The organism is Micromonospora sp. CA-269861 (assembly GCF_050948505.1).
Classification (GTDB): domain Bacteria; phylum Actinomycetota; class Actinomycetes; order Mycobacteriales; family Micromonosporaceae; genus Micromonospora.
This window is the reverse complement of record NZ_CP192014.1, coordinates 5,614,594-5,638,566: the sequence shown is the minus strand read 5'-3', so window position 1 is coordinate 5,638,566 and position 23,973 is coordinate 5,614,594. Positions and strand designations below refer to the sequence as shown.

Genomic DNA, 23,973 nt, shown 5'->3' with positions numbered 1-23,973 from the left:
CGAGTGATCCGATCGAAGAAGGCGGGCCGGCGCGAGCCGACGCCGCCGGTGCCGCACCCGTCCGGGGCCCGACCCCCGGCGCTGCCCACCGAGGCGGTGCCGAAGCACGTGGCGGTGGTGATGGACGGCAACGGCCGCTGGGCCAAGGACCGCGGGCTGCCCCGCACCAAGGGGCACGAGGCGGGGGAGCACAGCCTCTTCGACACCATCGAGGGCGCCATCGAGATGGGCATCCCGTACCTGTCGGCGTACGCGTTCTCCACCGAGAACTGGCGGCGCTCGCCCGACGAGGTCCGGTTCCTGATGGGGTTCAACCGGGACGTGATCCGTCGCCGCCGTGACCAGCTGGTCGACCTCGGCGTACGGGTGGTGTGGTCGGGCCGGTCCGGCCGGCTGTGGAAGAGCGTCATCTCCGAGTTGCAGACCGCCGAGGAGATGTCCCGCGACAACTCGACGCTGACCCTGCAGTTCTGCGTCAACTACGGCGGGCAGGCCGAGATCGGTGACGCCGCCGCCGCGATCGCGCGGGACGTGGCCGCCGGCCGGCTCGATCCGGCGAAGGTCACCGAGAAGACCGTGGCGAAGTACCTCTACCACCCGGAGATCCCGGAGGTGGACCTGTTCCTGCGCCCCTCGGGGGAGGAGCGGATCTCCAACTTCCTGCTCTGGCAGACCGCGTACGCCGAGTTGGTCTTCCTGGACACGCTCTGGCCCGACTTCGACCGCCGCCACCTCTGGTACGCGTGCGAGCTGTACGCACAGCGGGACCGCCGCTTCGGCGGCGCGCTGCCCAACCCGGTCGCCCCGGTTATCTGAGCCGACGCGCTTACCCGCACGTCACTCTGGGTATCAGAGTCGTCAGAAGTCACTGACGGAGGTGAACCCACATGATCCAGAAGCGCATTGCCCAGTGGGCGGTGATGGCGGTCGCGGTGCCGTTGGCCGCTGCCGGTGCCCGCCGGCTCAGCCACACCCTGGAGGCCCGGCGTGGTCCCTCCGGGGCGACCCGGTTGCTGACCAAGGGGGCGGACCTGATCCGGCCGCAGAAGGCCAAGCGCCGCCGCTTCTTCTGACCAACCCCACCCGTCCCCGGCGCCGCCCGCACCCCCGTGCGGGCGGCGCCGTCGCGTCCCCGGTGCCGAGGTGGGCTGGTGCGGTCGTTTCGGGGTTCTGCGGAAGGGGGGCGGGTAGGGTCCGGAGGTGGTGGGACGACGGCGGTTGGGGGGGAAATGCGGGATCTCCGATTTAAGATGATCATGGCGCTGAACGCCGCTGACCTGGGCGACCCGATCTGCGAGCAGGTGGCCGAGATCTGTGCCGAGATCGCCGAGCAGCACTGCGCCGAGTTCGGCCACACACCACAACTGCGGACCGGTGAGATCGCCGAACTGGCCACCGGCGAGCCGGCCCTGACCTGGGCGCCGTCGACCCCCGACGCCGGGCAGCGTGCCTGGTGACCGCGCCCGCACCCTCCGTCGACATCCGTCGTGCCGATGATCGCTTCGCCACCCGGATCTCCTGGCTGGACTCCAAGCACTCCTTCTCGTTCTCCCGGCACTACGACCCGGCCAACACCCACCACGGCCTGCTGCTTGTCAACAACGACGACGTGGTCCGACCGGGGGCAGGCTTCGAGACCCACCCGCACCAGGACATGGAGATCGTGACCTGGGTGCTGCGCGGTTCCCTGGTGCACCAGGACTCCACCGGGCACTCCGGGGTGATCTACCCGGGTCTGGCGCAGCGGATGAGCGCCGGCACCGGCATCCTGCACTCGGAGAAGAACGACGCCTGGCGGCTCAACAACCAGGAGCCGCACAGCGACCCGGTGCACTTCGTGCAGATGTGGGTGCTCCCCGACGAGCAGGGCGTCGACCCCGGCTACGAGCAGTTGGAGATCGAGGACGAGCTGCTGCGCGGGGGCCTGGTGCCGATCGCCTCCGGGATGGACCGCTACGACGGTGCCTCGGCGATCCGGATCCAGAACAGGTACGCGACCCTGCACGCCGCCCGTCTCGCCCCCGGCGACGAGGTCACCATCCCCGACGCGCCCTACGTGCACGTCTACGTGCCCGACGGCACGGTGACCCTGGAGGGCAGCGGCCCGCTCGGCAGCGGCGACGCGGCCCGGCTCACCATGACCGGTGGCCGGCGGGTCACCGCCGACGATCCGGCCGAGATCCTCGTCTGGGAGATGCACGCCACTGTCGCCTGACGGTGCCGCGTCCCCTGATCCCGCCCCGAACATGGATGTAGTGGCCTCCCCGTCGGGGGAGACCACTACATCAAGGATCGAGCACGATCACGGCGGCGCAGGGCACCGCGTCGGTTAGGCCGGCGCCGTGTCGGTTAGGCCGGTGCCGCGCCGGCTACGCCGGGGACTCGGTGCGGTCCGCGGCCCAGGTGGTGTGGAACGAGCCGTCGCGGTCCACCCGCTGGTAGGTGTGCGCGCCGAAGTTGTCCCGCAGGCCCTGGATCAGCGCGGCCGGGAGCCGCTCCGCGCGCAACGCGTCGAAGTACGCCAGCGACGACGAGAACGCGGGCGTCGGCACACCGGCCCGGGCCGCGTCGGCCACCACCCGTCGCCAGCTCGGCACACCAGCGCTGACCGCCTCCGCGAAGTACGGCGCCACCAGCAGCGTCGGCAGGTCGGGCTGCTCGTCGTACGCCTCGCGGATCCGGTTCAGGAAGCGGGCCCGGATGATGCAGCCGCCCCGCCAGATCGTCGCGGTGCCGCCGAGGTCGATGTCCCAGTTGTATTCCTGGCTGCCCGCGCGGATGTGGTCGAAGCCCTGCGCGTACGCGACGATCTTGGAAGCGAGCAGCGCCCGGCGAACGTCCTCGACGAAGGTCTCCCGGTCGGAGACCTGCCACTTCTCACCCGCGTCGGGGAACGCCCGGCGGGCCGCCTCGCGCTGGTCGACGTGCCCGGAGAGCGAACGGGCGAACGTCGCCTCGGCGATCCCGGTGATCGGGATGCCCAGGTCCAGGGCACTCTGCACGGTCCACCGACCGGTGCCCTTCTGCTCGGCCCGGTCCTGCACGATGTCCACGAAGGACCGGCCCGTCGCCGCGTCGGTGTGCGCGAGCACGTCGGCGGTGATCTCGATGAGGAACGACTCCAACTCGCCGCTGTTCCACTCCCGGAAGATCTCCGCGATCTCGGCAGGCGTCGCGTCCAGGCCGGCCCGGAGCAGGTCGTACGCCTCGGCGATGAGCTGCATGTCGGCGTACTCGATGCCGTTGTGCACCATCTTCACGAAGTGCCCGGCGCCGTCCGGCCCGACGTGCGTGCAGCACGGCACGCCGTCCACCTGGGCGGCGATCTTCTCGAACATCGGCCCGAGCTTCGCGTACGACTCGGTGGAGCCACCCGGCATGATGCTCGGCCCGCGCAGCGCGCCCTCCTCGCCACCGGAGACGCCGGTGCCGCTGAAGTGCAGCCCCTGCGCCCGCAGCGCCTCCTCGCGACGGCGGGTGTCGGCGAAGTGGGCGTTGCCACAGTCGACGATGATGTCGCCCTCGTCGAGCAGCGGCACCAACTCGTCGATCACCGCGTCGGTGGGCGCGCCGGCCTTGACCATGACGATGACCGCGCGGGGTCGTTCCAGTGACGCCACGAAATCGGCCATCGTCTCGCCCGGCACGAACGTGCCCTCGTCGCCGTGCTCGGCGACCAGGCTGCGGGTGCGCTCCGGCGAGCGGTTGTGCACTGCCACCGTGAAGCCGTTGCGGGCCAGGTTGCGGGCCACATTGCGACCCATCACCGCCAGCCCGGTCACACCGATTTGTGCCCTCGCCTGATCAGCCATCCGTGCCGCCACCTCTCGTCACACCACTATCAGCGTTTGGAAACTTACCGTGACAGGAGCCGATACGGACCAGTGATCGACGTCCCGTTACTGCACGTGACGTGGACGTTGCCGATGCCTTCGCAGTGGTCGGTGGACCGCGCGCAGGGAAACGTGTCGTCATCCCGCGCCGTACGCGTCAGCCTTCGGCGAGGCGGGCTTCGATTCGGGCGATCTTCCCGGTGAGCGCGTCGGTGACCCCGGGCCGGACGTCGGCCTTGAGCACCACACTCACCCGGGGCGCCCGCGCGGCGACCACGTCGACCGCCTGCTTCACCACCGCCATCACCTCGTCCCACTCGCCCTCGACGGTGGTGAACATGGCATCGGTCCGGTTGGGCAGGCCGGACGCACGGACCACCCGCACCGCCTCGGCCACCAGGTCACCCACGGAGTCGTCACCGCCGAGCGGGGTGATCGAGAACGCGATCAGCATGTGCCGATCGTGCCAGTAAAAACGGGTGCGCGCCGGTCGGGCGGTGGCTACGGTACGGACATGCGTAACTGACGCCCCACTTCCGAGCCGGCCCGCCGTCCCGCGTCGCGGTCCGTGCGCTCCCGGGCGTCCCGCATCCCCTCCCCGCCGACAGGCGGCGATGGCCCTGGCAGACCCCGGTGAGCAGTCCCTTCCCCACTCGACCGTCGCGCGACGACGGTCACCAGCCGATCCGACCGACCGCCGCAGCGCGGGACCGGCCGTGCCGGTCGGCATTGAAGGAGGCCCGGATGCCTGCCAGGCGTAACCCGAAGAAGACCCGTACCCCGAGAGCGACGCCACTCGGCGTCGACCCGGCGGCCGGCCACGGCCCGCTGCCACCCACCCTCACCGACCTCGACCTCACTGCCGAACCGGCCCTACCGGCGGCGCTGGCCGAGCCGGCGTTCCCGGCGGTGCTGGCCGAGCCGGCGTTCCCGGCGGTGCTGGCCGAGCGGGCGCTGCCGGCGGTGCTGGCCGAGCGGGCGCTGCCGGCGGTGCTGGCCGAGCCGGCGCTGCCGGCGGCGGTCCCGGACGAGGTGGCGCTGCCGGTCGACGTGCCGGCAGCGGTCGATGTACTGGCAGCGGTCGACGTGCCGACGGTTGTCGACGCGCCGACGGTGGGAGATCTGCCGAAGCCGACCGGGCGACCGGCGGCACCGACGGCCGGGCCACCGCAGGGCGGCGGCAACCGCTCCGGCGGCGGCCGCAGTCAGCAAGCCGGCCAGGCCCGCCGCTACGCCTTCCGCCGCAGCTGATCAACCCACCCCACCCCACCCTGCCCCAATGCACCCCGCACAGCCCCCGCTCCGCCCCAGCCCACCCCGCTCCGCCCGGCCCGGCCCGGCCCGGCCCGACCCGCCGATCTTGCACTTCCTGTCCCCGCATTACCGGCAAATCGGGATGAATCAACGACAGAAATCGCAAGTTCGGCGGGCCGGGCAGAGCGGGCTGGGCGGAGCGGGCCGGGCGGGCGGGGCGGGGTGGGCTGGGGCTGGGGCGAGGGCTGCGGCGGGGCGTGGGCGCGGGGTGGTGACAGCAACATCAGGGATGTAGTGGCCTCCGCCGCCGACGAGGCCACTACATCCCTGATGTTGTGCGGATCTTGGCGGCGTGCGCAGCGGGGCGGCGGGCAGGCGGGCAGCGGGCAGCGGGGTGGCGGGTTCAGCTGATCAGGGGGCGGAAGGTGCCCAGGAGGACGCTCGTGGTCAGGGCGGCTGCGGCCAGCACGACGGCCCCGGCGATGAGGAGCGTGTCGGCGTGGGTGAAGCGCTGCTGGCGGGCGACGGTACGGGGGGTGCCGGCGTCGAAGCCGCGCGCGTCCATCGCCACGGCCAGTCGGGTGCCTCGACGGATCGCCCCGACCAGTAGCGCGAACGCGGTGGAGGTGAAGAGTCGCAGCTTCGCCACCGGATTGCGTCCCGCGTCGACGCCCCGCGCGCGCCGAGCCATGCTGATCATCTGCCACTCCTGGCCGAGCAGTGGCACCAGCCGGAACGCGGCCAGCGCCCCGATGGCGAACCGGGCCGGCGCCTTCGCGTTCTGGATCAACGCATCGGCCAGGTCGGTGGGGTCGGTGGTCGCGAAGACGATCACACCGGGCAGCGCCACCGCGAACACGCGCAGCACCAGGCCGAGCGCGGTGAGCAGCACGCCGGTGCTCACCAGCACCGGCCCCGCGTCCAGCAGGACCCGGCCGGACCGGTCGGCGGCGAACAGCACGAGGGTGACCAGGATGCCGGCGGCGCTGAGCAGCAGTGGCCAGGCCCGGCGGGCCAGCACCCGGTAGCGGATGCCGAACAGCGGCAGGACTGCCAGTTCGAGGGCGATGGCGATCGCCGGGGCGACCGGGTCCAGGGTCGCCAGCAGGATGAACGAGAAGGCAAGTGCGGCGGCGACCTTCGCCACCGGGTTGCGGCGGGCCAACGGCGCATCCGGCGCGGCGACCGGCTCGATGCTGATCATCTGTCGTCGTCCGAGGTGCGTCGCAGGGTGACGGTGCGGTCGGCGAGCGCGGCGACGAAGTCCGCGTCGTGGGTGACAGTGACCACGCCGTGCCCGGCGTCGCGCAGGTCGGCGAAGAGGTCGACAAGTTCCCGCCAGGTCCGCCGGTCCTGGCCGAAGGTGGGTTCGTCGCAGATCAGCAGGCGTGGCGCGGTGGCCAGGGCGGTCGCCACGCTCAGCCGCCGCGCCTCGCCACCCGAGAGGGTGTACGGGTTGGCGGCGGCGAGCCGGGCCAGCCGTAGCCGTTCCAGCAGCCCGGCCACGGTCTCCTTGACGACCGCCTCGGGTTGACCGGTGCGGCGCGGGCCGAGCGCCAGCTCGTCGAAGACCGTGCTGGTGACGAACTGGTGCTCCGGGTCCTGGAAGACCGACCCGATCCGTCGGGCCAGCGCGGGGGCCCGCCACCGGTGCGGGGGAGTGCGGTGGTCCGTGCCGGCCAGTTCGGCGGACGCGGTGACCCTCCCGCTGCCCGGCCGGAGCAGACCGCCGAGCAGCAACGCCAGGGTGGACTTGCCGGCACCGTTGGGTCCGCGTACGGCGAGTGCCTCGCCGGCGCGTACCGCGAGATCGGTGCAGCCCAGCCGGGGCGGCAGGCCGAGCCGGTCGGCGGTGAGCAACAGCTCCCCGGGGCCGGCGGTGGCCGGCCGGGGCGCGATGGGGTGACCCGGCACCCAGACCCCTCGGCGGCCAGGGCGGCGCCGTGGGCGGCGAAGACCGCCTCGGGCGTGCCGTCCGCGCGGACGCCGCCACCCGGTTCCAGGACGACCACCCGGTCGACGAGCGGCAGCGCCTCGGCGACCCGGTGCTCCACCAGGATCAGCGTGGTGTCGGCGTCCAGCGCGCCGGCCACCGCGTGTCGGACCAGGTCGGCTCCGGCCGGGTCGAGGTTGGCGGTCGGCTCGTCGAGCAGCAGCAGGGCGGGGCGCAGGGCCAGCGCGCCGGCCAGGGCGAGGCGTTGCTGCTCGCCGCCGGAGAGCGCGGCGGTGTGGCGGTCCCGGGAGTACGGGAAACCGACCCGGTGCAGCGCCTCGTCCACCCGGGGCCAGATCTCGTCGGCCGGCACTCCCCGGTTCTCCAGCCCGAACGCGACGTCGTCGCCGCAGCGCGCCATCACCAGTTGGGTTTCCGGGTCCTGGAAGACGATGCCGACCCGCTCCCGACCCTTGCGCGGGTCGAGCCCGTCGATCTCGACGGTGCCCTCCTGCTCGCCGGAGTCCTCGGGAAGCAGCCCGGCCAGCGCGCTGAGCAGTGTGCTCTTGCCAGCCCCCGACGGCCCGAGGAGCAGAACCCGCTCCCCGGCCTCGACCCGCAGGTCAACGCCGCGCACAGCCCAGGCGCGCCGTCCAGCGTGCCGCCACCCGAACCCCCGCAGCAGTACTCCGGCCACCAAACCCACCCCCTCCCGGCCCGCGCGCCCCCACCCACAGTTGTTGATCAAGAGGTTTGCGTCAGAAATTCGGCTTCCGTTGACGCAAACCTCTTGATCAACGGGACAGGGTCAGATCAGGGCGCGGTCTCGGCCTACCGGGAAGCGGTCCAGGACGCCGGTGTTGGCCAGGGCCTTCGTCAGCAGCCAGCCGCCCGCGCCGGCGATCACGGTGGCGCTGACGATGGTGAGCAGCGCGTACGGGATGCGGTAGTCGGTCAGCTCGTAGTCGACGTTCCAGACGAAGAAGTCGAACAGCGCGGCGCTGAGACCGGTCAGCGCACCGGCGAACACCGCGGTCGGCAGCCGGAACGACCGGTACCGGAAGGCGGCGAAGGCCAGCTCGGCGCCGATGCCCTGCACGATGCCCTGCGGAATCACCGTGCCGGCCCACTGGCTGCCCAGCAGCGCGGACAGGACGGCGGCCACGGTCTCGCAGTAGAGCGCGGCACCGGGCTTGCGGATCACCAGCCCACCGATCACCGCCGGCATCAGCCAGACGCCGTAGAGCAGCGTCTGCGCCGGCGGGAAGAAGGCGAACGCGCCCTCGGTGGCGCTCCAGACCAGGCCCCAGGCCCAGAAGATGACGCCGAAGGCGACCGCGATCACCGAGGCGACCACGATGTCGATGGTGCGCCAACGGTTGGTGGTGTTGTCCATGGTTTGCTCCCAGTTCAAGTGAAGAGAACCAGGAGAAGACGCACGCCGCGTCCGGTGGCACCGGACTGCGGCGCGGCTGGAGGTCGACCGAACTCCCTGCGCTGGCATTACCCAGATCAGGTTCGAGGGTCTGCGGGCGTGCCCGCACTCTCAGCGCTGTGCGCTCCCCTGTCGGATATGAAGTTGTCTCGCTGACGCTAGCACCGACCTGGGCGCGGGCCCAGCAGGGCATCCGCCTGACCTGCGGGAGCGACCGGCCCACCGCCGTCTGGGTACGCTTCCGATCATGCGGGTTGACGCGCGAGGCTTCACGTTCGAGGTGACCGTCGAGGGTCCACCGGACGGCGTACCCGTCCTGCTGCTGCACGGTTTTCCTCAGCACAGCGGCGAGTGGGACGACGTGGTGCCGGCGCTGCACGCGGGCGGGCTGCGCACGTACGCGCTGGACCAGCGCGGTTACTCGCCCGGCGCCCGGCCCACGGCGGTGGCCGACTACCGCATCCCCGAGCTGGTCACCGACGTGGTGGCGGTGCTCGACGCGCTCGGGCTGGACGCCGTCCACCTGGTCGGCCACGACTGGGGCGCGATCGTGGCCTGGGCGGTCGCCGCCCGGCACCCCGAGCGGGTCCACACGCTGACCGCGGTGTCCGTACCGCATCCGGCGGCCATGGCGCACGCCCTGACCACCGACGGCCAACAGAAGGCCCGCTCGTCGTACATCGCCCTGTTCCGCAAGCCGGACAAGGCGGAGAAGGTGCTGCTGGCGTGGCACGCCACAGCGCTGCGCAAGCTGCTCGGCGGGGTGGGCGACACGTCCCGGGTCAACCGGTACGCAGACCCGATGCGCGAGCCGGGGGCGCTCACCGCCGCGCTGAACTGGTACCGCGCGATGTCCCGCGCCGACCTGGCCGGCGTCGGCCCGGTCGCGGTGCCCACCACGTACGTCTGGAGTGACAAGGACGTCGCCATCGGCCGGACCGCCGCCGAAGCGTGCGCGGCGAACGTCACAGGGGACTACCGCTTCATGCAGTTGTCCGGGGTGAGTCACTGGATCCCGGACGCGGCGCCGGCCCCGCTCGCCGAGGCGATCCTGGCCCGAGCCGGCGGAACGGCCTGAGCGGCGGTGGACGCCAACGGGCCAGGGTCGCGGCGCTCGATCGCGGCGCAGCTGCGCGTGCTGGGCGTACGCCCCGGCGCGACGCTGCTGGTGCACGCCGCCCTGCGTCCGCTGGGCTTCGTCAGCGGCGGCCCGCACGCGGTGGTGCTCGCCCTGCGCGACGCGCTCGGCCCGGACGGCACGATCGTCGTGCCGACCCACACGCCCGACAACAGCGACCCCCAGCAGTGGCGCAACCCGCCGGTGCCGGCGGACTGGTGGCCGCTGATCCGCTCGGAGATGCCGGGCTTCGACCCGGCGGTCACCCCGAGCCGGTTCATGGGTGCGCTCGCCGAAACCGTCCGCGGCTGGCCCGGCGCGCTGCGCAGCTCCCACCCGCAGGTGTCGTTCGCCGCACTCGGGCCGGCCGCCGAGCAGGTGACCGCCGGGCACACAGTGGCGGACATGCTCGGCGAGGGCTCCCCGCTGGCCCGCCTCTACGACCTGGACGCCGACGTCCTGCTGCTCGGCGTGGACCACTCGGTGAGCACCTCGCTGCACCTGGCCGAATACCGCCGCCCCGGCTCGCCCCGGGAGCGGCTCGGCGCCGCCGTGCGTACCGCCGACGGTGGTCGGGAATGGGTGTGGTGGCAGGACGTACGGCTCGACGCGGACGACTTCGCCGTGTTGGGCGGGGACCTGGAGGCCACCGGGGCGGTACGCACCGGACCGGTCGGCGCCGGGACCGGCAGGTTGATGCGCCAGCGGGCGGCTGTCGACTTCGCGGTTCGTTGGCTGGCCCGCAATCGAACGACGGAGGACGTATGACGGTGAGTGCCGAGGACTACCTGGCAGTGGTGACCGAGACGATCGGCCGGGTGGCCGCCAGTCAGCGGGAGGCGGTGGGGCGGGCCGCCGACCTGATCGCCGAGGCCGTCCGAGCCGACGGCGTGGTGCACGCGTTCGGCACCGGGCACTCGGAGGCCCTCGCGATGGAGATCGCCGGACGGGCGGGCGGTCTGGTGCCGACCAACCGGATCGCGCTCCGCGACCTGGTGCTGCTCGGCGGTGAACCTGCCGAACGGCTCGGCCCGCTGCTGGAACGTGACCCGGCCGTCGCGCACCGCCTCTACGAGTTGGCCCCGGTGCGCCCCACCGACGTCTTCGTGCTCGCCTCGAACTCCGGGGTCAACGGCGCGATGGTGGAGTTCGCCACGCTGGTGAAGGAGCGCGGGCACGGGCTGGTGGCGATCACCTCGGCGCAGCACTCCGGCCGGATGACCTCCCGGCACCCGTCCGGGCGCAAGCTGAGCGACCTCGCCGACGTGGTGCTCGACAACGGCGCACCGTACGGCGATGCGACGCTGCCCCTGCCCGGCGGCGGCGCGGTCGGCGCGGTCTCCTCGATCACCGCGGCGCTGCTGGCCCAGCAGGTGACAGTGGAGGTGGTGGCGCGCTTGCTGGCGGCGGGGGAGCGGGCCCCGGTCTACCTGTCGGCGAACATCCCCGACGGCGACGCGCACAACAACGAGTTGGAAGCCCGGTACGCGGGCCGCATCCGCCGCGGGTCCTGACGCTCGCCGCCGCGGCGGCCGATCTGCGTCCGCGAGATGAACGGCAGATGTCGTGAACCTGTTTCGCGCTCGGCCGGGTGGGGCATTGGCGTTGCTGCCGGCGGCCGGGACCGCCGGCAGTAGCGTCTCACCGGAGGTAGCGCGTGTCCAAGGAGACCGAGAAGCAGCGCTGGCAGCGCAACTTCGCCGACCTGTTGCAGGAGTTGCGGGTCGCCCAGACCGGCGTGCAGATCCTCTTCGCCTTCCTGCTCACCCTGCCGTTCAGTAACGGGTTCACCCAGACCAGCGAGTTCCAACGCGACGTCTACATCGTGGCGTTGCTCGCGGCGGCCGCGGCCACCGCGATGATCATCTCGCCGGTGGCGTTCCACCGGGCGCTGTTCCGGCAGGGGCGCAAGCCGGAGCTGGTCCGCTTCGCCCACCGGATGGCCACCGGTGGTCTCGCCTTCATGCTGATCGCGATGGTCAGCGCGGTGCTGCTGATCACCGACTTCGTGCTGGACCGGCCGATCGCCTTCGTGCTCAGCGCCCTGACCGGGCTCTGGTTCCTCACCTTCTGGATGCTGCTGCCGTTCGCCAGGCGCAACTGGGGTGAGGACGACATCGACGACGATGACGACGACCCGGACACGATCAACAGTCGCTGACCGCGCCGATCTTCACGCAGCGCTACCCCTGGGTAACAACCGGGGGTAGCGTGGCGGTAGTCGCGCACGTCGACGCAGCCGCACCGAGCTTCGAGGGGGCAGCCGTGACCACGACGCAGAATGGCCGACCGGCACCGGACGGCCCCGACTCCGAAACCACCGCCGGTGCCGCCGCGCCGCTGCCCGCGGAAGCCGGGCAGGTCTCCGAGAAGGAGGCCCGGCAGGTCGCCGAGGCCGCCCGCGAGTCCACCTGGGACCGGCCCAGCTTCGGCAAGGAGCTGTTCCTCGGCCGGTTCCGGCTCGACCTGATCGACCCGTGGCCCCGATCCGATCCGGACGACGTGACCCGGGCGGAGGACTTCCTCGGTCGGTTCCGCGCCTTCCTGACCACCGAGGTGGACGGCGCTGCCATCGAACGGGACGCGTCCATTCCCGACTCGGTGTTCCACGGCCTGGCCGACCTCGGCGCGTTCGGCATGAAGATCGACCGGAAGTACGGCGGGCTCGGGCTGAGCAACCTGCACTACTGCCGGGCGCTCATGCTGGCCGGCTCGGTCAGCCCGGCCATCGGCGCGCTGCTCTCGGCGCACCAGTCGATAGGTGTGCCACAGCCGCTGAAGATGTTCGGCACCACCGAGCAGAAGGACCGCTTCCTGCCCCGGCTCGCCGCCGGTGAGGTGTCCGCGTTCCTGCTCACCGAGCCCGACGTCGGCTCCGACCCGGCCCGGCTGGGCACCATCGCCGAGCCGACCGAGGACGGCACGGGCTACCGGCTCAACGGGGTGAAGCTCTGGGCCACCAACGGCATCGTGGCCACCCTGCTGGTGGTGATGGCCCGGGTGCCCGCCGCGGAGGGACGTCGGGGCGGGATCACCGCGTTCGTGGTGGACGGCGACAGCCCGGGCATCACCGTCGAGCGGCGCAACGAGTTCATCGGCCTGCGCGGCCTGGAGAACAGCCTGACCCGGTTCCACGACGTGTTCGTCCCCGCCGAGAACGTCATCGGCGGCGAGGGCAAGGGGCTGAAGATCGCCCTCACCACTCTGAACACCGGCCGGCTCTCGCTGCCGGCCATGTGCGTGGGCGCCGGCAAGTGGGCGCTGAACGTGGCCCGAGGGTGGGCCGCCGACCGGGTCCAGTGGGGACGGCCGGTGGGCGAGCACGAGGCGGTCGCGCAGAAGCTCTCCTTCATCGCCGCCACCACGTACGGCATGGAGACGATGCTCGACCTCTGCTGCCTGCTCGCCGACGACGACCGCAACGACATCCGGATCGAAGCGGCGCTGGTGAAGCTGTACGCCAGCGAGATGGCCTGGAAGATCGCCGACGAGCTGATCCAGATCCGGGGCGGGCGGGGCTACGAGACGGCCGACTCACTGGCCGCCCGCGGCGAACGCCCGGCCGCCGTCGAACAGATGCTGCGCGACCTGCGGATCAACCGGATCTTCGAGGGCTCCACCGAGATCATGCACCTGCTGATCGCGCGGGAGGCGGTCGACGCCCACCTGTCGGTGGCCGGCGACATCATCGACCCGGACGCGGGGCTGGGTCGCAAGGCCCGAGCCGGCGCGCGAGCGGGCGCCTTCTACGCGAAGTGGCTACCCACGCTCGCCGTGGGCCGGGGGCAGAGCCCCTCGGCGTACGCCGAGTTCGGCCCGCTCGCCGCGCACCTGCGCCAGGTCGAGCGGTCGTCACGCAAGCTGGCCAGGTCGACGTTCTACGCGATGTCCCGCTGGCAGGGAAAAATGGAACGTAAGCAGGCGTTCCTCGGCCGGATCGTGGACATCGGCGCCGAGTTGTTCGCCATGTCCGCGGTCTGCGTCCGGGCCACCGCCGAACGGGACAGCCGCCCGGAGAACATCGAGCTGGCCGACCTGTTCTGCCGGCAGGCGCGGGTACGGGTCGACGCCCTGTTCGCCGCACTCTGGGACAACACCGACTCGGTCGACACCGCCGCCGCGAAGCGCATCCTCGCCGGCCGGTACGCCGGCCTGGAGGAGGGCGTGCTCACCCCGTCCGACGAGCTGCCCTGGGTGGCCCGCTGGTCGCCCGGCCCGTCCACCGCCGAGGACGTCCGCCGACGCATCCCGCCGAAGCCGTAGACCGGTGGTCAGCGGGAGACCGCCCAGGCCAGCACCCCCGCCAGGATCAGACCGTTGAGCCCGGCCAGGGCCAGGTACGCCGCGGGTGGGATCTTCCTGCCCCGGCGTACGAAGGAGACCAGGACGGCGGCGTAGCCGAGCAGCAGGACGGCGATGACGACGAGGAAGTAGAACACCCGACGACCTTAGCGGCCCCGGCCGCGCAGGCCGAGTTGGCGTAGCTCCAGGGCGGCCAGCGCGTCGACTGTCGCGTCGTCGCCGCGTCGCCACGCCTCGGCGACGTCCGGGCCGATCCGGGTCAGTTGACCCAGTGGCTGGGTGGCCAGCGCGCGCAGGGCGAGCAGGTCCCGGCCGGCCGGCCCGGCGGCCAGCTTCGCCGCTGACCCGGCTCGGCGCATCCAGCGGACCCGTAGCGGCAGCCAACCGAACAGCACGATGCCGAGCGGGAAGATCAGCACCGCGACGGCGAGGGCGAGGGCCAGTTGGTCGACAAGGTGCTGCTGGTCGCGGCCGGCGTCGGCGAGCCCTCGGGCGGCGTCGGCGGCCTGCCGGAACGGCGCGGTCAGCTCGTCACCGACAAGCGGCACCCGGCGGACCTTGCTCCCGGCGTCGGCGAGGTTGTCGGCGAGGCCACTGCCGGCGCCCTCCAACTTCTGCCCCGGTACGGCGAGCTTCTGCACCAGGTCGTGCAGCCACAGCGCGCCGCGGATCGCCACGTACACCCAGGCGACGACGAGCAGGTCGGTGAGCAACTGACGGGCGGCGGTCGGAAACCGATCGGCATAGATTTTCACGCCGGCCAGCGTGCCACGAAGGTGCCGCTCCGTGCAGCCGTGACATGAGCCCGGCACGCGACCGACCGACGAGGGTTGCGCCGGCCGCGGCGCTGCTCGTCAGCGGACGCAGGTCGGGCAGGTGCCGAAGATCTCCAGGGTGTGGCTGACGTCGGCGTAGCCGTGCTGCGCGGCGACCCGGTCGGCCCAGCTCTCCACGGCCGGGCCGGCCACCTCGACCGTACGCCCGCACACCCGGCAGACCAGGTGGTGGTGGTGCCCCTCGCTGCACCTGCGGTAGAGGTGCTCCCCGCCCGGCGGGCGCATCACGTCGATCTCACCCGCGTCGGCGAGCCCCTGGAGGGTCCGGTAGACGGTGGTCAGGCCGACCCGCTCGCCGCGCTGCCGCAGCATCGCGTGCAGGTCCTGAGCGCTGTGGAAGCCCTCCATCTCGCCCAGCAGCGCGCTCACTGCCGAACGCTGCCGGGTGTTGCGCACCGCGGCGCTGCTCTCGCTCATGATCCCTCCCCGGCGTGGCTGACCGCGTCGGCCACGATGTGCGCGACGTGCTCGTCGACCAGGCTGTAGGCGATTTCCCGGCCCCGGCGCGAGCCGCGCACCACGCCCGCCCCGCGCAGCACCCGCAGGTGCTGGGAGACCAGTGGTTGCGCTGCGCCGAGCTTCTCCACCAACTCGTGCACGCACCGCTCGCCGTCGGCCAGCTCACTGACGATGGCCAGCCGAATGGGCGCGGACAGGGCGCGGAGCAACTCGCTGGCCCCGTCGAAGCCGTCGTAGCCCGTTGCGCTGGTCATCCTGCAACGGTAACCAATACCACCGACGCCCCGCTGATCAGGCTCAGCTCAGCACGACTCAGGCTCAGCTCAGCACGACCTCGTGGGGTTCCGGTGTCGGTGCGGCGGTCGGCGTGGACCGGCGGCGCACGACCCGCCAGACCCCACCGGCCACGGCCACCACCAGGAACGAGGCGATCGCCACCAGCACCACCGAGGCGCCCGGCGCGGTGTCCGCCGTAGCCGCCACCCAGACACCCGAGCCGGCGGCGAACAACCCGAGCGCCATCGCGGCGGCCATCGTGCTGCGGAAGCCCCGGGTGACCTGCTGGGCGGTGGCGACCGGCACCACCATCAACGCGCTGATCAGCAGCACTCCGACGGCCCGCATGGCGATGGTCACGGTGACCGCGGTGGCGACAGCGATCAGCAGGTTGAGGGTGCGGACCGGGAGGCCGGAGACCCGGGCGTACTCCTCGTCGTGACTGACCGCGAAGAGCGCCGGCCGCAACGCGATCATCGTGACCAGGATCGCCGCGCCGAGCACCGCGATGGTGGTCAGGTCGGCGGGCGAGATGGTGGTCAGCGACCCGAACAGGTAGGCGTTGAGGTTCGCGCTCGTCGCGTCGGAGAGGCCGACCAGGAGTACGCCGCCCGCGATGCCGCCGTAGAAGAGCAGGGCCAGGGCAAGGTCACCCGAGGTACGCCCGCGGGCTCGGACGATCTCGATGGCGATCGCGCCGATGGTGGCGGCGATCACCGCGACCAGCACCGGTGAGCGGTTGAGCAGCAGCCCCGCCCCCACGCCGGTCAGCGCCACGTGCCCCACACCGTCGCCGATCAACGCCAGCCGGCGCTGCACCAGGTAGATGCCGAGCGCCGGCGCGGCCAGGCCGATCACCAGCGCGCCGATCAGGGCGCGCTGCATGTAGGGGTACTGGAAGAGTTCCATGGCTCAGTTGCTCCACAGCCCGGCGGGCTCGTCGTAGCAGTGCGGGTGCACGTGGTCGTGGTCGGGCTCCGCGTGATGGCCGGCCGGGTCCGGCACCGCGCCGTCGTGGGCGATACGACCCTCGTGTACGACCACAGCCCGGCTGATCACCGGCCGCAGCGGGCCCAGCTCGTGGGCGACGAGCAGCACCGTTCCGCCGTCGGAGACGAAGTCGCGCAGCGCACCGGCGAACGCCTCCTGGCTGGCCGCGTCCACCCCGGCGGTCGGCTCGTCGAGCACCAGCAGCTCCGGCTGGCCGGCCAGGGCGCGGGCGATCAGGGTGCGCTGCTGCTGGCCGCCGGAGAGCGTGGACACCGGGTCACCGGCCCGGTCGGCGAGCCCGACCGCCCGCAGCGCGGCGTCGACGGCGGTACGGTCGGCTCGACCCGGTGGACGCAGCACCCCTCGACGGGCCAGCCGGCCGGAGGCCACCACCTCGCGGACGGTGGCCGGTACGCCGCCGCCGGCGCCCAGGCGCTGCGGGACGTACCCGATGCGCGCCCACTGCCGGAAACGGCGCAACGGCCGGTCGAAGAGGGTGACCGAGCCGGCGCTGATCGGCACCAGCCCGAGCACGGCGCGGATCAGGGTGGACTTGCCGGAGCCGTTGGCGCCGAGAACCGCGACCACCTCGCCGGCGGTCACGGTGAGCGAGATGTCACGGAGCACGGGGCGGCCGTCGTAGCCGACCACCCCGTGCTCGACGGTGATGACAGGTGCGGTCACGAGCAGCTCAAGGCCGTCTTCAGGGTCTGCAGGTTGGTGCGCATCACCGAAAGGTAGTCCCCGTTGCTGCCGGCGGCGAGTCCTTCGATCGGGTCCAGCACCGTGGTCTTCGCGCCGACCTGACCGGCGATGGTCTCGGCGACCTTGGGGCTCACCAGCGTCTCGAAGAAGATCGTGGTGGCCTTGTGCTCCTTGGCCTCCTCGATCACGTGCGCGAGCCGCTGCGGCGAGGGCTCGACGTCCGGGCTGAGCCCGGTGATGCCGACCTGCTCCAACTGGTAGCGGTCGGCGAGGTAGCCGAACGCGGCGTGGCTGGTCACGATCTCCCGCCGCTGGCAGGTCGCCAGGCCGTTCTTGAACTCGCTGTCCAGGGTCGTCAGGTCGGTGTGCAGGGCTGCGGCGCGGGCGGTGTAGTCGGCGGCGTGGTCCGGGTCGGCCTTGCCGAGCCGCTGGGCGAGCTGGTCGCCGATGTCGGCCAGCCGGGTCGGGTCGAGCCAGACGTGCGGGTCCTTGCCGCCGTTGCCCTCCTCGCCGTGCTCCTCCTCGTCGCCGTCGTGGTTGTGCCCGCCGGCGGACGCGTCCAGCAGCGGCTGCACGCTCGTCACGTCGAACGCCCGGTCGCCGCCGTTCTGGGCCACGGCGTCGTCCACCGCCGGCTGGAACCCCTTGAGGTAGACGATCAGCTCAGCGTCGCTGACCTCACCGACCTGGCTCGGGTTGAGTTCCAGGTCGTGCGGCTCGGCGCCGGGCTTGGCCAGGTTGGTGACCCGGACCGCGTCGCCGCCGATCCGCTCGGCCAGGAACTGGAGGGGGTAGAACGCGGCCACCACGTCGACTCGCTGGGGGTCGGCGCCGGCGGCACCACCTGTGGAGCAGCCGGCCCCGGCGCCCAGGGCGAGGAGGGCGGTCGCGGCGGCCAGGACACGGTACGTGGCGCGGTTGGTCATACCGTCAACTGTCCGTGGCAACGATAATGATTGTCAAAAACGCATGATTGCATGTCAGAGGAGCTTCGCGAGGCCCACTGTCACCAGCAGGGTCAGCATCACCAGTCGGATCAGCCGGGTCTGCGGTGCCTGAACCGCCCAGGTCGTCGCCAACAGGGCGATAAGGACCCCGGCGAGCGCGAGCGTCAGCAGCCCGCCGATCACCCCGGGCGTGAAGAACGCCACCAGCACCACCACCAGGGTGAGCAGGAACACCGACGTCGGGTTCGCCCCGGCCAACCGGGCGAGCAGAGGGCGCTGCGTACGCTGCATCCCACAGACTCTACGAGGAGGAACCCCCGGTGCTGGTGACCAACCGGTTCGTGGTCGACGTCGACACCGCCGACGGCTTCGCCGAACGGGCGCACGCCGCCCTCACCGCGCTGGCCGCCCGGCCCGGCTACCTGCGCGGCCAACTGGTCCGGGCACTGGACGACCCCCGGTACTGGTCACTGGTCACCGAATGGGAGTCGGTCGGCACGTACCGGCGGGCGCTGGGCGCCTTCGAGGTCAAGGTCAGCGCCGTGCCGCTGCTCGCCGAGTCCGTCGACGAGCCGTCCGCCTACGAGGCGCTGGCCACCGCCGCCCCCGGCGGGGCCGTGGTCGTTGCCGAGAGTGATCGGGCTGCGGGTCCTTACCGCTGAGCCGTCGGACACTACGCTGCTCCTTATGACCGCACCCGCCCCGCCACCCGGTCCCGGGGTGGCTCCGCCGTTCGCCGCGCCGCCCACCGAGGGCCGCCGGACCCGGCTCTGGATCGGCCTCGGCGTCGGCGCGCTCGCCGTGGTGCTCTGCTGCGGCGGGGGTGGCACCGCCGTCGTCGGCCTGGCCGTCAGCGGAGTCCAGGCGATCCGGGAACAGGCCCGCACCGTGACCGGCGACTACTACCAGGCGCTGGTCGAGCGGAACTACGGTCGGGCGTACGACCAGCTCTGCGACGACGCGCAGCGGCGTGAGTCCCGGCCGGAGTTCGAGCGGCGGGCTGCCGCCGAACCGCAGGTGACCGGGTTCCGGGTGGGCGAGGTCGACACCACCTACCTGACCGTGCCGGTCGACGTGACCCTCGACGGCGGCGACCGGGAGCGGCAGCAGGTGAGCCTCGGCCAGGACGGGCAGACCGGCGGCGTGGAGGTCTGCGAGGTCAGCTGACCCGCCCCCGGTATTCTGCTGGGCTCGGGGGGACGGTGGTCGTACCGTTGTCCCGAACCGACCGTTCCATCCACATCTCGCCCCCGCCGACCGCCAGCCGGCGTAGGAGGAAACATGCCAGCCGACCGTATCGACGCCGTCGTCAGCCTCGCCAAGCGCCGAGGCTTCGTCTTCCCCTCCAGTGAGATCTACGGGGGCACCCGATCGGCGTGGGACTACGGCCCGCTCGGCGTGGAGCTCAAGGAGAACGTCCGCCGGCAGTGGTGGAAGACCATGGTCCAGCAGCGCGACGACGTCGTCGGCCTGGACTCCGCGGTGATCCTGGCCCGCAAGGTGTGGGAGGCGTCCGGCCACATCGCCGAGTTCGTCGACCCGCTCACCGAGTGCCAGTTCTGTCACAAGCGGTTCCGCGCGGACCACCTGGAAGAGGCGTACGCCGAGAAGCACGGCAAGCCGCTGACCTCACTGGCGGAGCTGAACTGCCCCAACTGCGGCAACAAGGGCACCTTCACCGAGCCGAAGATGTTCAACGGCCTGATGAAGACCTACCTGGGCCCGGTGGAGAGCGACGAGGGGCTGCACTACCTGCGCCCGGAGACCGCCCAGGGCATCTTCGTCAACTACAAGAACGTCGAGACGGTCGCCCGCAAGAAGCCCCCGTTCGGCATCGCGCAGACCGGCAAGTCGTTCCGCAACGAGATCACCCCGGGCAACTTCATCTTCCGGACCCGCGAGTTCGAGCAGATGGAGATGGAGTTCTTCGTCGAGCCGGGCACCGACGAGCAGTGGCACGAGTACTGGCTGCAGGAGCGCTGGAACTGGTACCTCGACCTCGGCCTCTCGGCGGACAATCTGCGTCTCCACGAGCACCCCAAGGAGAAGCTGTCGCACTACTCGAAGCGGACGGTGGACATTGAGTACCGCTTCCAGTTCGGAGGCACCGAGTTCGCCGAGCTGGAGGGTGTCGCCAACCGCACCGACTTCGACCTCTCCACGCACAGCAAGCACTCCGGCGTCGACCTGTCGTACTTCGACCAGAGCAAGAGTGAGCGCTGGATGCCGTACGTCATCGAGCCGGCCGCGGGTCTGACCCGCGCGGTGCTCGCCTTCCTGCTGGAGGCGTACGACGAGGACGAGGCGCCGAACACCAAGGGCGGCGTGGACAAGCGCACCGTGATGCGGTTCGACCCGCGGCTCGCCCCGGTCAAGGTGGCGGTGCTGCCGCTGTCCCGCAACGAGGCGCTGTCGCCCAAGGCCAAGGACCTCGCGACGCTGCTGCGCAAGCGCTGGGTGGTGGAGTTCGACGACTCGCAGGCGATCGGGCGTCGTTACCGCCGGCAGGACGAGATCGGCACCCCGTTCTGCGTGACCGTCGACTTCGACACCCTTGACGACAACGCCGTGACGGTGCGCAACCGGGACACCATGGCCCAGGAGCGCGTCTCCCTGGACCAGGTCGAGCGCTACCTGATCGAGCGTCTCCCCGGCTGCTGAGACTCTGCGCACGGGGCCCCGGCCGACGCGATAAGCGCCGGTCGGGGCCCCGTACACTTGTCCGGTGACTGCCTCGACCGTGCCCGCGCTGCGCCCGCTGACTCTCGGCCAGCACCAGGTGTGGCCGCCGGTCGTGCTCGCGCCGATGGCCGGGATCACCAACGTCGGGTTCCGTCGGCTCTGCCGGGAGCAGGGCGGCGGCATCTACGTCTGCGAGATGATCACCACTCGGGCGCTTGTCGAGCGCAACCCGAAGACGCTGCGCATGATCGCCTTCGGCGACGACGAGAAGCCCCGCAGCCTCCAGCTCTACGGCACCGACCCGGAGATCACCGCCGCCGCCGTGCGGATCGTCGTCGAGCGCAACCTCGCCGACCACATCGACCTCAACTTCGGCTGCCCCGTACCCAAGGTCACCCGGCGTGGCGGCGGCGCGGCGCTGCCGTGGCGACGCCGGCTCTTCGCGCGACTCGTGCGGGCCGCGGTGGCTGCCGCGGCACCGTCCGGGGTGCCGGTCACGGTCAAGATGCGCAAGGGCATCGACGACGACCACCTGACGTACGTCGAAGCCGGGCTCGCCGCCCAGGAGGCTGGCGTGGCCGCGGTGGCCCTGCACGGGCGGACGGCGGCGCAGCGTTACTCGGGCACTGCCGACTGGGACGCGATCGCCACGCTGAAGCAGGCCCTCGACGTGCCGGTGCTCGGCAACGGCGACATCTGGGAGGCCGACGACGCGCTGCGGATGGTGGCCCACACCGGCGTCGACGGTGTGGTCATCGGGCGCGGCTGCCTGGGCCGACCGTGGCTCTTCGCCGACCTGGAAGCCGCCTTCAACGGTCGGTCGGAGCGGCGGCTGCCCATCCTCGGCGAGGTGGCGGTGACCATGCGCCGGCACGCCGAGCTGCTGGTCGACCAGTTCACGGCCGGCGCCCGCAACCCGGCCCGAGGTGAACGGGACGGCTGCACCGACTTCCGCAAGCACGTCGCCTGGTACCTCAAGGGCTTCCCGGTCGGCGGCGAACTGCGTCGCTCGCTGGCGATGATCGAGAGCCTGGCCCAGCTCGACGACCTGCTCGGCAAGCTCGACCCGGCGGAGCCGTTCCCGGTGACCGCCCTGGGCCAGCCGCGCGGGCGTACCAACTCGCCCGGCAAGGTCTTCCTGCCGGAGGGCTGGCTGGCCAGCCGAGACGACGACACGGTCCCCGAGGGTGCCGAGATGGACGACTCCGGCGGCTGAGCCCTTGGCCGGCCGAGCCCTTGGCCGGCCGAGCCCTTGGCCGGCCGAGCCCTTGGCCGGCTGAGCCTTTGGCCGGCCGAATCCCTGGCGGGTCGAGTCCCTGGCCGGCCGAGTCCCTGGCCGGTCGCGCGGAGACCTCGCGAAGGTCCCGCCGAACGCGGGCTCCCAGCGCGCCGCCGTGCCGGTCACCCCCCGAGCCCCCGGGTCGCGGCGCTCGGTCTCTCCACGACACTCCCCACGGAGGCTGGCAGTTGAGTTAGGCGTCCTATCGAGCTGATGTCGTAAACGAATCATCGGCTCGGCTCGGCTCTGTTCGGCTCTGCTCTGCTCGGCTCGGCTCGGCTCTGCTCTGCTCGGCTCTGCTCTGCTCTGCTCGGCTCGGCTCGGCTCTGCTCGGCTCCGCTCCGCTTGGCTCGTCCGGCCTTGCCCTGATTCGTTTACGACATCAGCTCCAAAGGACCCGGCATCTAGTCGGCGCGGTGGCCTGGCGTGGTCGGGACGGCCTGGACCGGTGGGCGGCTTGCCGAGGTAGGTGCCCTAATCAGGCTGGATGACCCCTCGACTTCGTTTTGACCCTCGACTTCGTTTGGGCCTGACGAGGCGTGTGGACAGTGACTCGGTTATGCCGAAGGGCCGGGCCCCGTGGTGGGGTCCGGCCCTTCGGTCATGTGCGTGTGGCTTAGCTGGTGGCGTAGCCGCGGGTGGCGATCCAGTCGGCGAGGTGCTCGACGGTGATCCAGTAGGAGGCGGTGTTGGGGTCGGCGGAGTCGGCGATCTTGACGGTGTTGCCGTTGTCGCGGTAGCCGACGACGCTGATGTAGTGCCCGCCCTCGTAGGAGTGGCTCGCACCGTCGGTGTCGGTGCTGGTGCCGGCGATGTTGGCGACGACGGCCCGGCCGTCGTCGACGGTCGTGACGACGTCGGCGCGTAGCGTGTCGGTCTGCTTGGCGTCAGCGTCGGGGGTGCTGATTTCCACCGACCGGTAGGCGTCGTTCTTGCCGGTTTCCTTGTTCAGGACGGGGGTGATGTCGTTGATGGAGTTGGTGCCGGCCTCGGTGGTGCCCATCTCCTTGGCCATGTCGTCGACGTTGATGTTCTTGCCCTGCACGGACAGGGCGTTACGGGTCGCGGCGGGGCCGCAGTAGTAGAAGTTCGGCTGGGCTTCGTAGCGCACGCCGAGTTCGCGCTCACCGTGGCCGCCCTTGCGGTCGGTCTGGGTTTGCGTGGCCGGCTTGGCGTCGGACGCCGCGTAGGCGGTGGTGATGGGGCCGGCGATGGCGCCGCCGGTGAAGGCGAGGCCGGCGGCGGTCAGGGCGGTCTTACGGATCAGATCGGTACGCATGATGGCGTGCTCCTCTGCATCGGGGGTGCCCACACCACACCCGGGGGGGTGTGGTTGTGCGGGGGAAAGTTCGAGGGGGGAGTTCTGCCCGGCGACCCGCGAGTGGGGGTCGGCGTCGGGACAGGGTGTAACGGGTGCCGGTGGCGAATCATTCCGCCTACCCGGGGGCGGCTCACTTCGGCCTGCCCGGAGGGTCGGCCGGTGGTGGCCGGCCGGTGGTGGTGGTGCTCGGTTGTGCGGGGGGTGTAACCGGGGCGGCCTGCCGGATGTTCCCGGCGGCTGTTCCGGCCGGAGGGCCAGGCGGCTGTTCCGGCCGGAGGGCCTGGCGGCTGTTTCCGGCGGGGCCGGCGCACCATGACCCGGACTGTTGCGGTGGTCTGCCAGGTATAACGACCCGGCCCGGCCCCCGATTCCAGGCTGAGGGTGGCCCCGACCACCCGACACCAACGGTCAAACCCGACAACCCGCCCACCCGGCCAACCAGGCGAACCCGACACGACGGCCACAGCGGTCTGATCTACTCGGGTTCCTGAACATCGCGGTGTCCGCGTGCCGGGGATACCCCGATTTCATGAAAGCCGAGTGGATCACGCCGGTCTGCGCCATTCGCGCCCCCGGACCCGGCCCGCACCGACCGGACGACCGG

Annotated in this window: 27 protein-coding genes, 1 pseudogene and 1 riboswitch; of the genes and pseudogenes, 14 read left to right on the top strand and 14 right to left on the bottom strand. The window is 71.7% G+C overall.

Features of this window, described 5'->3' with window-relative positions; genetic code table 11:
• Positions 1–3: 3 nt before the first annotated feature.
• The 4 genes from ACQP0U_RS25745 to ACQP0U_RS25730 all read left to right on the top strand — a co-directional run bounded on the left by ACQP0U_RS25745 (position 4) and on the right by ACQP0U_RS25730 (position 2,215).
• A complete protein-coding gene (locus ACQP0U_RS25745) occupies positions 4–816 on the top strand; it encodes an isoprenyl transferase (protein ID WP_433311814.1) in 813 nt (270 codons plus the stop codon).
• A gap of 71 nt (positions 817–887) precedes the next feature.
• Positions 888–1,073, top strand: coding sequence for a hypothetical protein (locus ACQP0U_RS25740; protein WP_030491795.1), 186 nt, complete (start codon positions 888–890; stop codon positions 1,071–1,073).
• Between the two features lie 183 nt (positions 1,074–1,256).
• Positions 1,257–1,457: a thioredoxin reductase gene (locus ACQP0U_RS25735; protein WP_225855276.1), complete on the top strand. Its 201-nt coding sequence runs from the start codon at positions 1,257–1,259 to the stop codon at positions 1,455–1,457.
• Positions 1,454–2,215: a pirin family protein gene (locus tag ACQP0U_RS25730; protein WP_433311811.1), complete on the top strand. Its 762-nt coding sequence runs from the start codon at positions 1,454–1,456 to the stop codon at positions 2,213–2,215. Before ACQP0U_RS25735 ends, ACQP0U_RS25730 begins: the two co-directional genes overlap by 4 nt.
• A gap of 154 nt (positions 2,216–2,369) precedes the next feature.
• On the opposite strand, the gene gndA is transcribed toward ACQP0U_RS25730, so the two are convergent.
• Both gndA and ACQP0U_RS25720 read right to left on the bottom strand, forming a co-directional pair.
• The gene (gene gndA / locus ACQP0U_RS25725; RefSeq protein ID WP_433311808.1) at positions 2,370–3,812 is read right to left on the bottom strand and encodes an NADP-dependent phosphogluconate dehydrogenase; all 1,443 of its coding nucleotides are present in this window, start codon (positions 3,810–3,812) and stop codon (positions 2,370–2,372) included.
• A 178-nt stretch (positions 3,813–3,990) separates the two neighbouring features.
• Entirely contained in the window at positions 3,991–4,287 is a 297-nt protein-coding gene (locus ACQP0U_RS25720) for a thiamine-binding protein (protein WP_196919265.1), read from the bottom strand.
• A 290-nt stretch (positions 4,288–4,577) separates the two neighbouring features.
• On the opposite strand from ACQP0U_RS25720, the gene ACQP0U_RS25715 reads away from it, so the two are divergent.
• Positions 4,578–5,084 (top strand): hypothetical protein, encoded by a 507-nt coding sequence (locus ACQP0U_RS25715; protein ID WP_433311805.1) that lies wholly within the window; start codon positions 4,578–4,580, stop codon positions 5,082–5,084.
• Between the two features lie 406 nt (positions 5,085–5,490).
• Here the strand turns inward: ACQP0U_RS25715 and ACQP0U_RS25710 are convergent, their stop codons facing one another.
• The 3 genes and pseudogenes from ACQP0U_RS25710 to ACQP0U_RS25700 form a co-directional block, all read right to left on the bottom strand.
• On the bottom strand, positions 5,491–6,291 hold the full coding sequence (locus ACQP0U_RS25710) for an energy-coupling factor transporter transmembrane component T family protein (protein WP_433311802.1): 801 nt from the start codon (positions 6,289–6,291) through the stop codon (positions 5,491–5,493).
• Positions 6,288–7,717, bottom strand: a pseudogene (locus ACQP0U_RS25705) (ABC transporter ATP-binding protein). The gene ACQP0U_RS25710 and the pseudogene ACQP0U_RS25705 overlap by 4 nt, the downstream one beginning before the upstream one ends.
• A gap of 111 nt (positions 7,718–7,828) precedes the next feature.
• On the bottom strand, positions 7,829–8,416 hold the full coding sequence (locus tag ACQP0U_RS25700; protein ID WP_433311796.1) for an ECF transporter S component: 588 nt from the start codon (positions 8,414–8,416) through the stop codon (positions 7,829–7,831).
• A 75-nt stretch (positions 8,417–8,491) separates the two neighbouring features.
• Positions 8,492–8,596, bottom strand: a riboswitch (TPP riboswitch).
• 106 nt (positions 8,597–8,702) lie between these two features.
• On the opposite strand from ACQP0U_RS25700, the gene ACQP0U_RS25695 reads away from it, so the two are divergent.
• From ACQP0U_RS25695 to ACQP0U_RS25675, 5 genes are all read left to right on the top strand, one after another.
• Complete coding sequence (locus ACQP0U_RS25695; protein ID WP_433311793.1) at positions 8,703–9,533, top strand: alpha/beta fold hydrolase; 831 nt, start codon at positions 8,703–8,705, stop codon at positions 9,531–9,533.
• A 6-nt stretch (positions 9,534–9,539) separates the two neighbouring features.
• On the top strand, positions 9,540–10,340 hold the full coding sequence (locus ACQP0U_RS25690; protein WP_433311790.1) for an aminoglycoside N(3)-acetyltransferase: 801 nt from the start codon (positions 9,540–9,542) through the stop codon (positions 10,338–10,340).
• A complete protein-coding gene (locus tag ACQP0U_RS25685; protein WP_433311787.1) occupies positions 10,337–11,086 on the top strand; it encodes a sugar isomerase domain-containing protein in 750 nt (249 codons plus the stop codon). Before ACQP0U_RS25690 ends, ACQP0U_RS25685 begins: the two co-directional genes overlap by 4 nt.
• A 143-nt stretch (positions 11,087–11,229) precedes the next feature.
• Positions 11,230–11,733, top strand: coding sequence for a DUF6328 family protein (locus ACQP0U_RS25680; RefSeq protein ID WP_433311784.1), 504 nt, complete (start codon positions 11,230–11,232; stop codon positions 11,731–11,733).
• 104 nt (positions 11,734–11,837) lie between these two features.
• The gene (locus ACQP0U_RS25675; protein WP_433311781.1) at positions 11,838–13,835 is read left to right on the top strand and encodes an acyl-CoA dehydrogenase family protein; all 1,998 of its coding nucleotides are present in this window, start codon (positions 11,838–11,840) and stop codon (positions 13,833–13,835) included.
• A gap of 8 nt (positions 13,836–13,843) precedes the next feature.
• Here ACQP0U_RS25675 and ACQP0U_RS25670 read toward each other — a convergent pair whose 3' ends face one another.
• From ACQP0U_RS25670 to ACQP0U_RS25635, 8 genes are all read right to left on the bottom strand, one after another.
• Complete coding sequence (locus tag ACQP0U_RS25670) at positions 13,844–14,011, bottom strand: hypothetical protein (RefSeq protein WP_179780499.1); 168 nt, start codon at positions 14,009–14,011, stop codon at positions 13,844–13,846.
• Positions 14,012–14,020: 9 nt separating this feature from the next.
• Positions 14,021–14,629, bottom strand: coding sequence for a hypothetical protein (locus ACQP0U_RS25665; RefSeq protein ID WP_433311778.1), 609 nt, complete (start codon positions 14,627–14,629; stop codon positions 14,021–14,023).
• Positions 14,630–14,728: 99 nt separating this feature from the next.
• On the bottom strand, positions 14,729–15,127 hold the full coding sequence (locus tag ACQP0U_RS25660) for a Fur family transcriptional regulator (protein ID WP_145792480.1): 399 nt from the start codon (positions 15,125–15,127) through the stop codon (positions 14,729–14,731).
• Positions 15,124–15,423, bottom strand: a complete 300-nt coding sequence (locus ACQP0U_RS25655) for an ArsR/SmtB family transcription factor (RefSeq protein WP_088988100.1) — start codon at positions 15,421–15,423, stop codon at positions 15,124–15,126. The genes ACQP0U_RS25660 and ACQP0U_RS25655 overlap by 4 nt, the downstream gene beginning before the upstream one ends.
• 64 nt (positions 15,424–15,487) lie before the next feature.
• Positions 15,488–16,354 carry a metal ABC transporter permease gene (locus tag ACQP0U_RS25650; RefSeq protein ID WP_433311773.1) on the bottom strand — a complete coding sequence of 289 codons (867 nt, stop codon included), beginning with the start codon at positions 16,352–16,354 and terminating at the stop codon, positions 15,488–15,490.
• A 3-nt stretch (positions 16,355–16,357) separates the two neighbouring features.
• Entirely contained in the window at positions 16,358–17,119 is a 762-nt protein-coding gene (locus ACQP0U_RS25645; protein ID WP_433311770.1) for a metal ABC transporter ATP-binding protein, read from the bottom strand.
• Positions 17,116–18,066 (bottom strand): metal ABC transporter substrate-binding protein, encoded by a 951-nt coding sequence (locus tag ACQP0U_RS25640; RefSeq protein ID WP_433311767.1) that lies wholly within the window; start codon positions 18,064–18,066, stop codon positions 17,116–17,118. Before ACQP0U_RS25640 ends, ACQP0U_RS25645 begins: the two co-directional genes overlap by 4 nt.
• 54 nt (positions 18,067–18,120) lie before the next feature.
• On the bottom strand, positions 18,121–18,378 hold the full coding sequence (locus tag ACQP0U_RS25635) for a hypothetical protein (protein WP_030338196.1): 258 nt from the start codon (positions 18,376–18,378) through the stop codon (positions 18,121–18,123).
• Between the two features lie 29 nt (positions 18,379–18,407).
• Between ACQP0U_RS25635 and ACQP0U_RS25630 the strand changes: the two genes are divergently transcribed.
• The 4 genes from ACQP0U_RS25630 (at position 18,408) to dusB (ending at position 21,985) form a co-directional block, all read left to right on the top strand.
• A complete protein-coding gene (locus ACQP0U_RS25630) occupies positions 18,408–18,749 on the top strand; it encodes an antibiotic biosynthesis monooxygenase family protein (RefSeq protein ID WP_433311764.1) in 342 nt (113 codons plus the stop codon).
• A gap of 25 nt (positions 18,750–18,774) precedes the next feature.
• Positions 18,775–19,254, top strand: a complete 480-nt coding sequence (locus tag ACQP0U_RS25625; protein ID WP_238678531.1) for a hypothetical protein — start codon at positions 18,775–18,777, stop codon at positions 19,252–19,254.
• 114 nt (positions 19,255–19,368) lie between these two features.
• Positions 19,369–20,748, top strand: coding sequence for a glycine--tRNA ligase (locus ACQP0U_RS25620; RefSeq protein WP_433311761.1), 1,380 nt, complete (start codon positions 19,369–19,371; stop codon positions 20,746–20,748).
• 145 nt (positions 20,749–20,893) lie between these two features.
• Positions 20,894–21,985, top strand: coding sequence for a tRNA dihydrouridine synthase DusB (dusB, locus tag ACQP0U_RS25615; protein ID WP_433321132.1), 1,092 nt, complete (start codon positions 20,894–20,896; stop codon positions 21,983–21,985).
• Between the two features lie 679 nt (positions 21,986–22,664).
• On the opposite strand, the gene ACQP0U_RS25610 is transcribed toward dusB, so the two are convergent.
• Positions 22,665–23,327, bottom strand: a complete 663-nt coding sequence (locus ACQP0U_RS25610; protein ID WP_433311759.1) for a C39 family peptidase — start codon at positions 23,325–23,327, stop codon at positions 22,665–22,667.
• Positions 23,328–23,973: the final 646 nt, after the last annotated feature.

Excerpts from the sequence above, each read along its gene's own strand:
- ACQP0U_RS25720 (WP_196919265.1), bottom strand. The coding sequence starts at position 4,287 with ATGCTGATCGCGTTCTCGATCACCCCGCTCGGCGGTGACGACTCCGTG.
- dusB (WP_433321132.1), top strand. The coding sequence starts at position 20,894 with ATGGCCGGGATCACCAACGTCGGGTTCCGTCGGCTCTGCCGGGAGCAG.
- ACQP0U_RS25700 (WP_433311796.1), bottom strand. The coding sequence starts at position 8,416 with ATGGACAACACCACCAACCGTTGGCGCACCATCGACATCGTGGTCGCC.
- ACQP0U_RS25695 (WP_433311793.1), top strand. The coding sequence starts at position 8,703 with ATGCGGGTTGACGCGCGAGGCTTCACGTTCGAGGTGACCGTCGAGGGT.
- ACQP0U_RS25660 (WP_145792480.1), bottom strand. The coding sequence starts at position 15,127 with ATGAGCGAGAGCAGCGCCGCGGTGCGCAACACCCGGCAGCGTTCGGCA.
- ACQP0U_RS25685 (WP_433311787.1), top strand. The coding sequence starts at position 10,337 with ATGACGGTGAGTGCCGAGGACTACCTGGCAGTGGTGACCGAGACGATC.
- ACQP0U_RS25610 (WP_433311759.1), bottom strand. The coding sequence starts at position 23,327 with ATGCGTACCGATCTGATCCGTAAGACCGCCCTGACCGCCGCCGGCCTC.
- ACQP0U_RS25710 (WP_433311802.1), bottom strand. The coding sequence starts at position 6,291 with ATGATCAGCATCGAGCCGGTCGCCGCGCCGGATGCGCCGTTGGCCCGC.
- ACQP0U_RS25655 (WP_088988100.1), bottom strand. The coding sequence starts at position 15,423 with ATGACCAGCGCAACGGGCTACGACGGCTTCGACGGGGCCAGCGAGTTG.
- ACQP0U_RS25625 (WP_238678531.1), top strand. The coding sequence starts at position 18,775 with ATGACCGCACCCGCCCCGCCACCCGGTCCCGGGGTGGCTCCGCCGTTC.
- ACQP0U_RS25715 (WP_433311805.1), top strand. The coding sequence starts at position 4,578 with ATGCCTGCCAGGCGTAACCCGAAGAAGACCCGTACCCCGAGAGCGACG.
- ACQP0U_RS25735 (WP_225855276.1), top strand. The coding sequence starts at position 1,257 with ATGGCGCTGAACGCCGCTGACCTGGGCGACCCGATCTGCGAGCAGGTG.
- ACQP0U_RS25620 (WP_433311761.1), top strand. The coding sequence starts at position 19,369 with ATGCCAGCCGACCGTATCGACGCCGTCGTCAGCCTCGCCAAGCGCCGA.
- ACQP0U_RS25640 (WP_433311767.1), bottom strand. The coding sequence starts at position 18,066 with ATGACCAACCGCGCCACGTACCGTGTCCTGGCCGCCGCGACCGCCCTC.
- ACQP0U_RS25635 (WP_030338196.1), bottom strand. The coding sequence starts at position 18,378 with ATGCAGCGTACGCAGCGCCCTCTGCTCGCCCGGTTGGCCGGGGCGAAC.
- gndA (WP_433311808.1), bottom strand. The coding sequence starts at position 3,812 with ATGGCTGATCAGGCGAGGGCACAAATCGGTGTGACCGGGCTGGCGGTG.
- ACQP0U_RS25740 (WP_030491795.1), top strand. The coding sequence starts at position 888 with ATGATCCAGAAGCGCATTGCCCAGTGGGCGGTGATGGCGGTCGCGGTG.
- ACQP0U_RS25650 (WP_433311773.1), bottom strand. The coding sequence starts at position 16,354 with ATGGAACTCTTCCAGTACCCCTACATGCAGCGCGCCCTGATCGGCGCG.